The following is an 11,280-nucleotide window of genomic DNA, read 5'->3' on the forward strand; positions in this document are numbered from 1 at the left end:
GGCTGATGTAGTGGCACAGCCGTTCGAGTTTGCTGCGCTCATGGGCCTTGGCCGCTACGCCGGCATGTAGCGAGAAACCGGCAACCTTACCGGGCATGTCACCAAACTGATCTTCCGGGTCGCAGGCGGGCAGTGTCTGCAGGGTGAACACCTTGCGCCCTGCCTGTGGCCCCACGGCGATGCGATACGTGATGGAATGCCCCAGCAGTGGAGTCATCGCATCTTCATCCACCGCATCCAAGGCCAGGTAACTGTTTTCAGCATCCCGCTCCAGTAGGCCTTGCCGCTCCAAATAGCGGCCGACCCGATGGGCGATGGTGTGCGCCAGTTGGGTGAGTTCGGCGCTGGTCGGCGCCCTGACCCAGAGGAACCGGGCTGTTCCATTGGGACGCTCAACGTACACGCCATCGAGGAACAGCATGTGAAAGTGAATGTTGGGGTTCAGTGCACTGCCGAAGCGCTGGATCAGGGTGACGGCACCGGTCTTGGCCGCTTGGTGGGTATAGCCCGCTTTCTTGACCAGATGCGTGGCGATGACGCGGTAAACGATGCCCAACACCCGGCCCATGACCTCCGGCCGGCTGGCGAACAGAAAGCGCAATTGAAAGGGAAAGCTGAGTACCCATTGGCGCATGGGCTGTACGGGCAGAACCTCATCGACCAGTAGCGCGGCGCTTTCGGCCATACGCCGTGCGCCACAACTAGGACAGAAGCCCCGACGTTTGCAGCTGAACGCAACCAGGTGCTCAGCGTGACACGACTCACAACGCACCCGCAGAAAGCCGTGTTCGAGACGGCCGCATTTGAGGTAGGCGTCAAACTCGCGTTGCACATAACCGGGCAGTTCCCTGCCCTGCGCCGCCAAATGGGCAGCGAACGTCGGGTAGTATTCTTCGACGATCCGATAGAGCAGGGTTTGCTCGGGCCGGTGACGCTGGTAACGACCAGTGTTCTCGTCCCGGCTGGCCATCCTGGCCGCCACTTGGGGCATGATCCGCATCCTTGCGATACTGTGTTTTTATACAGTTTATCGCTCAGCTGCGAGATATTGAAGTCTCAGCTGTGATGCCAGCCAGTGCCAGACATTGCCTGTGAGTGCCAGTCACTCCCACTCAATCGTCGCCGGCGGTTTAGAGCTCACGTCATAGGTCACGCGAGAGACACCTGAGAGCTCATTGATGATGCGGTTGGAGACTTTCTCTAGCAAGTCGTAAGGCAAGTGTGCCCAGCGCGCGGTCATAAAATCCACGGTTTCTACTGCGCGCAGTGCAATAACCCACTCGTAGCGCCGACCATCACCCACTACGCCGACTGATTTAACTGGCAGGAACACAGCGAAGGCCTGACTGGTTTTGTGGTACCAGCCCGCCGCACGCAACTCTTCGATAAAGATCGCATCGGCTTCACGCAGTAAATCAGCATATTCTTTTTTGACCGCACCGAGTATCCGCACGCCCAAACCTGGCCCTGGGAAGGGGTGGCGATAGACCATATCGTAGGGCAAGCCCAACTCGAGACCGATCTGCCGCACTTCGTCTTTAAATAGCTCTCGCAAGGGCTCGACTAATTCTAGCGCCATATCATCGGGCAAGCCGCCCACGTTATGATGGGATTTAATGACATGGGCTTTGCCGGTCTTGGCCCCAGCTGACTCAATCACATCAGGATAGATAGTGCCCTGGGCCAACCACTTCACATCTTGAATGCGAGTTGCCTCTTCATCAAAAACTTCAATGAAGGTGTTGCCGATAATTTTGCGCTTGCGCTCGGGGTCTGCTTCGCCAGCTAGCTTGCTTAAAAACAGCTGCTCGCGATCGACACGGATAACTTTAACGCCCATGTTGTTAGCGAACATTTCCATCACCTGGTCGCCTTCATGCAAGCGCAGCAGGCCATTATCTACGAACACACAGGTCAACTGATCGCCAATCGCTTTATGCAGCAATGCCGCTACGACTGATGAATCCACACCGCCCGATAAACCCAAGAGCACTTTGTCGCTGCCGACTGTTTCGCGAACTCGTGCAATAGCATCTTCGACAATATTAGCCGGCGTCCACAGCGCTTGGCAGCCACAGTGCTCCAGCACAAAGTGTTCAAAAATGCGCTTGCCTTGCAGGGTGTGTGTCACTTCGGGGTGGAACTGAATTCCAAACCAAGGTTTTTCTGTATGCGCCATACCGGCGATCGGGCAGCTATCGGTTTCGGCTATTAACTCAAAGCCAGGCGGCAGCTCAACCACTTTATCGCCGTGACTCATCCATACATCCAACAGAGCCCTGCCTTGCTCAGAGATGTGGTCGCGAATGTCGTGCAATAAGCCACCGTTGCCCACTTGTCGAATCTGGGCATAGCCAAATTCACTAGTAGGCGAGGCTTGCACTCGACCGCCGCACTGTTCGGCCATAGTCTGCATGCCGTAGCAAATACCCAACACGGGTACGCCCAGCTCAAACACCAACTGCGGGGCGCGTGGTGAGCCTGCCACCGGGACCGACTCTGGCCCACCGGAGAGGATAATCCCCCGGGGATTGAACTCACGGATCTCCTCATCGCTCATATCCCAAGCGCGGATCTCGCTGTATACGCCCACTTCTCGTACCCGGCGGGCAATTAACTGGGTGTATTGCGAGCCAAAGATATTCACTGGTATGGGCGGGGCAATATGAGTATATGGAGCGAGCCAAGCAAAGCCTGTCTTACGTGGTGCCACTGACCTTGGCCATTATTATTTTTTTACTCTACCTCAACTTTCGCAGCCTAGCGCAGGTGGCCATGTTGATGGGTGCTCTGCCTTTAGCCTTGGCCGGTAGCGTGTGGCTGTTGTACCTGCTGGATTTTAATTTTTCGGTGGCAGTGGCAGTAGGTGCGATAGCGCTGGCTGGAATCGCAGTCGAGACAGGAGTCATTATGTTGGTGTACCTAGATCAGAGTTACCAACAGTTACTAAAAGAGGTGGCGGATAAAAGTATTAGTTTGAATCGAGCAAGCTTGAAAGATGCTGTGTTTTCTGGGGCTGGCCTGCGTGTGCGGCCGGTACTGATGACCGCGGCTGCGACCATTGTCGGTCTGCTGCCGATACTTTATGGCGAGGGCACGGGTTCGGAAATTATGAGCCGCCTGGCAGCCCCTATGGTGGGTGGCATGATCAGTTCAGTGCTGCTGACGCTGCTGGTATTACCCTGTCTGTATTTGTTGTGGCGGCAGCGGGGTATTAAATGATGTGCCGGGTTTTAAGCTCAAACCGCAGTTTCACTAAGAATCTGAAGCTCGTTCAGCGTTTTATTGTATTGGACGGCAAGTAAGTATTTGTTAGTATTAATATTATGCTGTATGCATAGCATACATATACATATTTTCTACGTCACGTAAAAGCCTGACGTTTACCAAAAAAAATACTCAGTATGAGTATATAAGGGGGACATTATAATGGGGATGCCACTGTGGAGCGGCAGAAGCTTGTTTGTTGCTGCGCTAACACTTGGCGGTGGTGTGGCCGGAGCCTTCGCTGCGGAAATTGACTTGGTGGTCAATCACAACGCTGTACCAAATGAGGCCAGAGGCCCAGCCGGTGGAGATTTCACTTACCAGCCGGTGGTATTTATTAATACAGAAAGCGTTACCGCGTCAGGTGTAACATTGACCCAAGTGTTGCCCGAGGGCGTTGTGCTCAATAGCATTACTGGGGCAACTTGTGCTGCGTCAGGCATGCCTTTTACAACAGACGTCAGTAACAAAACCATCATCTGTGACATTGCCGACATCACTCAAGCCGGGGTTGCCAGTGGTGTTGTGGTGAACTTCAATGTCACTATCCCGACCGTCAACACCAATTGGTTGGCCAGTGCTTCCGCGTCCTTAGCCTCGGGCGATACAGACCCGGATGCCGCCAACAACCAGAACATTGGCCGTAATATCACTACCGATGCTGCTGCCGATGTCATGCTTGAAGTCACAACCGACCCTGCTGACAGCGCAACGAATAAAATTATCTCGGGCATGCCTTACACGCAAACTATCAAGGTAAGCAATCAGGGGCCGAGTAATATTCCATCTACTGGTCGTGTTGAGGTTGGCTTTACGGTACCCAGTGGTGCCAGCGTGACTGATTACAGCGGCACTGGCTGGTCTTGTGTTGCCACTCCAGCTGTCATGCCCGCACTCGAAGGTGCTGATGTTCTTTGTACACGCAATGGTGCGTTGGCTGTGGGCAACTCCGTCCCCAGCGACCTAGTCATCCAAGGGGTGCCAAATATTGTCGATGGTAGTATTACCACCAACTACTCGGTGCAGGCTTATAGTAGTAGCGGTGACAATAAAATGCTCGATGGTCAGCCCGACAACAATACCGCCAATGGCACTATTTACACTAGTACCGCCCGCGGTGCTGACCTGACGTTAACCAAAACGCGCCTCGGCGCTCTGACCCGCCCGCTAGGCGATCAGATAACTTACACCCTAACGCCCCGCTTTTTAGGTGGAAACTTGGCCACAGGTGACGAGATAAGAGTTACCGATACCGTGGGGGCTGGATTGACCTTTGACTCGATGACAGCCGTCGACCCCAACTGGTCTTGTAGTGGTAACGCCTGCGTTTACACCGTCCCCAACCCGGCGCCAGCCAACTTCACCAACTTGCCGGCGCTTGAGGTCAAGGCTACCGTGACCTCGGCATCCACGGTCACGAATAGCGCTGAGGTTAGCGCAGAGTCAGGCTTTACCGATCCAAATGCATCCAACAACACAAGTTCGGCCAATGTAAGAGGTTCGGATTTGGCCGACTTGAGCTTGAGTAAAACCGCGAGCAACTATATCAATGGTGTGAACGTTGCCGTACCTATTGGAGGAACTTATCAGTACACACTGAGAGTCAGAAATAACGGCTCGTTGGCCATTCCGGCTGCAGGCGGCACTAATCCAGCGATTGAGATCACTGAAACTCTGCCATCTGGGATTCAGATCATAGGCATCAATAATACCAGCAGCGGCTGGACTTGCCCGAGCTTGCCGGCAACCGGTCCTGCCAGCTTCACCTGTACCTATTCTGACGGCCTCGGTAACGGTGCTTCCAGAAATCTTGTACTGGATGCTGTGCGTACCAGCGAAGGCAATGCTACTAACTCTGCTTGCACCGCATTCGCCGCAGTAACAGGTACGCCTACGCGTAAAGACAATAATCCTAGCAATAACTGTGACGGTGTGGAGGTGGGCGCATCTGACACCACAACGCCTGGCGATCCAAACCAGGCCGATTTACAAATTACCAAAACTGCCAGTGGTGCGGTTTATGCTGGTGAAAACCTGACCTATACCTTCGTGATCAGAAACAACGGGCCGAAGGATTCTGAAAATGTGGTACTAATTGACAGCCTATCTAGCCTAATCGGTTCAAGCTACGGCGACAGCTTGATATCAATTACAGGCTTGCAAGGGGGCCAATCCTGTACACCAGCAGCGCCAAGCGCCGGTACCAGCCGCAACTTGAATTGTCAGTTAGGAACGCTTGCCAATGGTGTAGAGCAGACCATCGAAGTGACGGTCCGGCCCAATGTGGTGCAAGTAGGTGAGGTGCGCTCAAATACTGCCTCTATTTACTCCAACACCACCTTTGACCAAGACATCAGCAATAACGATTCAAGCACCTCGAGTGAGGTTACAGCCCGTGTTGACTTGACAGCCAGTAAAGTGGTTGCCACTTCAGAAGGCGGCACAGCTGCGAACAACAAAAGCGCGGCAGCCGGGTCACTGATGAAGTATACAGTGACCGCGAAAAATGATGGCCCGTCATCAGCTGAGAATGTCTGGCTGCGCGATACTTTGCCAGCCGAGGCGATCTTGGTTGGCAACCCCGTAGTTGCGAATGGTGGCAGTTGCCAAGTGGTAACTACTGCAACTGCGGGTGGCACCGGAACCCCCGACATGACTGTAGGCACCACTCATCCAGTAGGTACAGCCGGTGGTGTGTTAGAGTGTGTATGGGGCTCGACGGCTGCACCCTTGTTCCTGAGTGCCAACGGTCAACGAGAAGTTAATTATGACCTTCGCTCGGTACCGGCAGCAGCCGGTGCCTCAGCGGCAGGTAGGGTACTACCCAACACAGTTGTGGTCGGTACTAAAACCGATGAGCCGAACAAGACCAATAACAGTGCAGTAGCCGAGGTTGTGCTGACCAGGGAAGAATTGGACGTGCTAATTAATATGGAGCATACCGCAGACGGTTTTGTGCTAGGCGGAGACACCGAATACACCATTACGGTGACCAATAACGGCCCAACTTATGCTACCAACGTTATCTTGAGCGATACCTTTCCTGGAACATTGAACATTGACGGTGTCGACTACCCGTCCACAGCAGTGTTTAGCTTCAGTGGCATAACCGGATTGACCCGTAGGGTCGGTAGCAGCCCAGAGGATGATCTGGCTGCACAAATTACTACTCTGTGCAGTGCGCCCGTTGCTGGTACTGAGGCTGCGCTGCCACCGGCCTCTGCTCTGCAACTTGGGTGTGTGTTTCCGGTGATGGCCCCGAACGAGACGATGACTCTCAAGTTCAGAATGCAAGCGGAAAGCCTGCCCGAAGGCAGAAATGTGGGTACCATTTACCACAATGCCAGTGTGCAAGTAGATGAAACAGAGTGGTTGTCTAATGGCAGCGACGTGGAGGCAAACAATACCACTGAGGACCGTACATCCACACGCCTGACGGCGAATACGCCCGACCCTGAGTTTGCCGACCTCGCTTTGGTGAAAACAGACAGCACCGTCCCCGATGACGAACCGCTGGAGCCTGGCAACACGTTAATCTACACCCTTAATATCAGCAACAATGGGCCGGATCAAAGCACCAACGCGGTAATCACTGATGTTTTACCGGTCGGGCTTGAATTTGTCAGCGCTCCTGGCTGTACCTTTGATGGCGACACTCGAACGGTGAGCTGCGCTGTAGGCGAGCTAGATAACGGTTCTAGCATAGATTTTATTCTTGAAACCACCCTGGCTGACCCTTACACCGGTTCGGTACCACTGACCAATATGGCCTGTGTTAAAGGCGAGGGTGACCCTAACCCGGATAACGACTGCGATTCAGTCGACACCCCGGTCAAACCACCACTGAAACCGGCTGCGGTTCCCGTGAATAACCCGCTAGTGCTGCTAGCGATGATCTTGGGAATGGGCTGGATTGCCCGTCGTTACTCGGTATTTAACCGCGGCTAATTAATCCGCGGTACTACATAGAATCATAGGGGGCTTTGGCCCCCTTTTTTTATTTGTGTAGTGGCGCTACTTTTAGAATCATTGCATTAGCAACACAGATTACAGTATAGATTTGCCTAGAAAAGCGCGCATTATAGTTGCCGGCGAGGCTGGCTTAGGCACTAAAAATAATAGCCAAGGTTGAGGTTAAAACGATAGCGCCAGCGGTTGTTACCGTTGGCGCCTAAGTCGCCAATACCGTCTAGCCTGCTGTAATCATCGCCGCGATTGCCGATAAAAGTATTGCCGTCGGAATAGGCTAAGTCGCTGTATATATACCAACCACCGCTGGCCCAGGCGGCGCCGGCTATAAATAACTGGCTGTCATTGAAGCTGCCGCTGTCTTTTTCGCTACTGCTCCACTCAAGGTAGGGCAGAACAGAGTCTAGCCAAGGTAGTGTATCGGTGTTGATAAGGTAGCTGACAGTGATTGCAGGCAGCCACGCTTTAGTGGCAATTGGCCAGGCGAAGTCGTAAGCGCCCATGGGAATTAGTTCGTCATTGCCCCAAGGTGTGGCGTTATCGATCCGGTACTCATAGCGGCTAAGTTGCGCCTTGAGTGTGAACCGATCTACGTTAAAAACGAGGTGCCCTGATGCAGCCCAGTGTTCACCATCATCAACACCGGTGCCATCTAACTGGCCATGAGTATAGGAAGAATAAACGCCGTTTTTCTCCAAGTCCAGCCACTGTAGACCGCGAATGACGGCCTGCTTTGCCAGTGGGTGATTCTGAATCCGGCCCGTGTAGCCATCGATCCCGCCGAAAATTCATCCGTTTTTCCCGACAGCCGGGGCCAACCCAAGCCGCCGGCATAACGCATCCCTGCCGCGGCTGAATTACCGCAGCATCGTGATCGGAATCGTTTGGGACGGGTCAGGTAAACAGACCCGGCGACAGGCCAGCCGGTGGTGCCCGGCTCTCGGGCAACGGGCTGGACTCGTTGGTTTCGGCTTTTTGCTTCAGATGGTCGAGGATCTGCTTGATCACTACCGGATCTTCAATACAGGCAATCACCTTCATGGCACCGCCGCATTCGCTGCAAGTCTCGATGTCGATTTGGAATACACGCTTGAGCCGCTGTGCCCATTTCATCGACGCTCGCCGCCCAGCGGGTGTTGGCGGCTCATCCGATACCTTGACCTTTTTGCTCCCCTTGCCCCTCATGGCAGGTGTAACCAGGGCGCGGTGCTTGCTGTTGGGCGCAAACACCCCATGAAACCGGGTAAGGTTCACACGTGGCTTCGGCACCAACGCCGACAGTCTTGCGATGAAGTCCAGCGGCTCAAAGATCACATGCGTGGTGCCGTCCCGGTACGGCGTCTTGAGCTGGTAGCGCACGTTGCCATTCTTCGTGAGCGACAGCCGTTTCTCAGACACCGCCGGGCGGCTGATGTAGTGGCACAGCCGTTCGAGTTTGCTGCGCTCATGGGCCTTGGCCGCTACGCCGGCATGTAGCGAGAAACCGGCAACCTTACCGGGCATGTCACCAAACTGATCTTCCGGGTCGCAGGCGGGCAGTGTCTGCAGGGTGAACACCTTGCGCCCTGCCTGTGGCCCCACGGCGATGCGATACGTGATGGAATGCCCCAGCAGTGGAGTCATCGCATCTTCATCCACCGCATCCAAGGCCAGGTAACTGTTTTCAGCATCCCGCTCCAGTAGGCCTTGCCGCTCCAAATAGCGGCCGACCCGATGGGCGATGGTGTGCGCCAGTTGGGTGAGTTCGGCGCTGGTCGGCGCCCTGACCCAGAGGAACCGGGCTGTTCCATTGGGACGCTCAACGTACACGCCATCGAGGAACAGCATGTGAAAGTGAATGTTGGGGTTCAGTGCACTGCCGAAGCGCTGGATCAGGGTGACGGCACCGGTCTTGGCCGCTTGGTGGGTATAGCCCGCTTTCTTGACCAGATGCGTGGCGATGACGCGGTAAACGATGCCCAACACCCGGCCCATGACCTCCGGCCGGCTGGCGAACAGAAAGCGCAATTGAAAGGGAAAGCTGAGTACCCATTGGCGCATGGGCTGTACGGGCAGAACCTCATCGACCAGTAGCGCGGCGCTTTCGGCCATACGCCGTGCGCCACAACTAGGACAGAAGCCCCGACGTTTGCAGCTGAACGCAACCAGGTGCTCAGCGTGACACGACTCACAACGCACCCGCAGAAAGCCGTGTTCGAGACGGCCGCATTTGAGGTAGGCGTCAAACTCGCGTTGCACATAACCGGGCAGTTCCCTGCCCTGCGCCGCCAAATGGGCAGCGAACGTCGGGTAGTATTCTTCGACGATCCGATAGAGCAGGGTTTGCTCGGGCCGGTGACGCTGGTAACGACCAGTGTTCTCGTCCCGGCTGGCCATCCTGGCCGCCACTTGGGGCATGATCCGCATCCTTGCGATACTGTGTTTTTATACAGTTTATCGCTCAGCTGCGAGATATTGAAGTCTCAGCTGTGATGCCAGCCAGTGCCAGACATTGCCTGTGAGTGCCAGTCACTCCCACTCAATCGTCGCCGGCGGTTTAGAGCTCACGTCATAGGTCACGCGAGAGACACCTGAGAGCTCATTGATGATGCGGTTGGAGACTTTCTCTAGCAAGTCGTAAGGCAAGTGTGCCCAGCGCGCGGTCATAAAATCCACGGTTTCTACTGCGCGCAGTGCAATAACCCACTCGTAGCGCCGACCATCACCCACTACGCCGACTGATTTAACTGGCAGGAACACAGCGAAGGCCTGACTGGTTTTGTGGTACCAGCCCGCCGCACGCAACTCTTCGATAAAGATCGCATCGGCTTCACGCAGTAAATCAGCATATTCTTTTTTGACCGCACCGAGTATCCGCACGCCCAAACCTGGCCCTGGGAAGGGGTGGCGATAGACCATATCGTAGGGCAAGCCCAACTCGAGACCGATCTGCCGCACTTCGTCTTTAAATAGCTCTCGCAAGGGCTCGACTAATTCTAGCGCCATATCATCGGGCAAGCCGCCCACGTTATGATGGGATTTAATGACATGGGCTTTGCCGGTCTTGGCCCCAGCTGACTCAATCACATCAGGATAGATAGTGCCCTGGGCCAACCACTTCACATCTTGAATGCGAGTTGCCTCTTCATCAAAAACTTCAATGAAGGTGTTGCCGATAATTTTGCGCTTGCGCTCGGGGTCTGCTTCGCCAGCTAGCTTGCTTAAAAACAGCTGCTCGCGATCGACACGGATAACTTTAACGCCCATGTTGTTAGCGAACATTTCCATCACCTGGTCGCCTTCATGCAAGCGCAGCAGGCCATTATCTACGAACACACAGGTCAACTGATCGCCAATCGCTTTATGCAGCAATGCCGCTACGACTGATGAATCCACACCGCCCGATAAACCCAAGAGCACTTTGTCGCTGCCGACTGTTTCGCGAACTCGTGCAATAGCATCTTCGACAATATTAGCCGGCGTCCACAGCGCTTGGCAGCCACAGTGCTCCAGCACAAAGTGTTCAAAAATGCGCTTGCCTTGCAGGGTGTGTGTCACTTCGGGGTGGAACTGAATTCCAAACCAAGGTTTTTCTGTATGCGCCATACCGGCGATCGGGCAGCTATCGGTTTCGGCTATTAACTCAAAGCCAGGCGGCAGCTCAACCACTTTATCGCCGTGACTCATCCATACATCCAACAGAGCCCTGCCTTGCTCAGAGATGTGGTCGCGAATGTCGTGCAATAAGCCACCGTTGCCCACTTGTCGAATCTGGGCATAGCCAAATTCACTAGTAGGCGAGGCTTGCACTCGACCGCCGCACTGTTCGGCCATAGTCTGCATGCCGTAGCAAATACCCAACACGGGTACGCCCAGCTCAAACACCAACTGCGGGGCGCGTGGTGAGCCTGCCACCGGGACCGACTCTGGCCCACCGGAGAGGATAATCCCCCGGGGATTGAACTCACGGATCTCCTCATCGCTCATATCCCAAGCGCGGATCTCGCTGTATACGCCCACTTCTCGTACCCGGCGGGCAATTAACTGGGTGTATTGCGAGCCAAA

The 11,280-nt window shown here is 54.7% G+C and carries 6 protein-coding genes and 1 pseudogene; 2 read left to right on the forward strand and 5 right to left on the reverse strand.

Translation table 11 applies throughout. The features are described 5' to 3' along the window. Positions 1-991, reverse strand: a 991-nt coding sequence (locus H2508_RS00485; protein WP_182168459.1) for a transposase zinc-binding domain-containing protein, incomplete at its 3' end; no start/stop codon positions are given. A gap of 111 nt (positions 992-1,102) precedes the next feature. Beyond that, positions 1,103-2,647 (reverse strand): glutamine-hydrolyzing GMP synthase, encoded by a 1,545-nt coding sequence (gene guaA / locus H2508_RS00490; protein ID WP_328799270.1) that lies wholly within the window; start codon positions 2,645-2,647, stop codon positions 1,103-1,105. On the opposite strand from guaA (H2508_RS00490), the pseudogene H2508_RS00495 reads away from it, so the two are divergent. Both H2508_RS00495 and H2508_RS00500 read left to right on the forward strand, forming a co-directional pair. Beyond that, positions 2,641-3,222: pseudogene (locus tag H2508_RS00495) on the forward strand (efflux RND transporter permease subunit); the annotation flags it as partial. The gene guaA (H2508_RS00490) and the pseudogene H2508_RS00495 sit on opposite strands and share 7 nt — an antisense overlap. 207 nt (positions 3,223-3,429) lie before the next feature. Beyond that, the gene (locus H2508_RS00500; protein WP_182168461.1) at positions 3,430-7,215 is read left to right on the forward strand and encodes a DUF11 domain-containing protein; all 3,786 of its coding nucleotides are present in this window, start codon (positions 3,430-3,432) and stop codon (positions 7,213-7,215) included. Positions 7,216-7,376: 161 nt separating this feature from the next. On the opposite strand, the gene H2508_RS00505 is transcribed toward H2508_RS00500, so the two are convergent. From H2508_RS00505 to guaA (H2508_RS00515), 3 genes are all read right to left on the reverse strand, one after another. Further along, positions 7,377-7,934, reverse strand: coding sequence for a hypothetical protein (locus H2508_RS00505; protein WP_182168462.1), 558 nt, complete (start codon positions 7,932-7,934; stop codon positions 7,377-7,379). A 196-nt stretch (positions 7,935-8,130) separates the two neighbouring features. Then, a complete protein-coding gene (locus H2508_RS00510) occupies positions 8,131-9,633 on the reverse strand; it encodes a transposase (RefSeq protein ID WP_182168463.1) in 1,503 nt (500 codons plus the stop codon). A gap of 111 nt (positions 9,634-9,744) precedes the next feature. Continuing rightward, a partial coding sequence (gene guaA / locus H2508_RS00515) for a glutamine-hydrolyzing GMP synthase (protein ID WP_182168464.1) occupies positions 9,745-11,280 on the reverse strand: 1,536 nt, incomplete at its 5' end.

It is taken from the genome of Sediminihaliea albiluteola (assembly GCF_014077625.1).
Taxonomy (GTDB): Bacteria; Pseudomonadota; Gammaproteobacteria; order Pseudomonadales; family Halieaceae; genus Sediminihaliea; species Sediminihaliea albiluteola.

Excerpts from the sequence above, each read along its gene's own strand:
- H2508_RS00500 (WP_182168461.1), top strand. The coding sequence starts at position 3,430 with ATGGGGATGCCACTGTGGAGCGGCAGAAGCTTGTTTGTTGCTGCGCTA.
- H2508_RS00510 (WP_182168463.1), bottom strand. The coding sequence starts at position 9,633 with ATGCCCCAAGTGGCGGCCAGGATGGCCAGCCGGGACGAGAACACTGGT.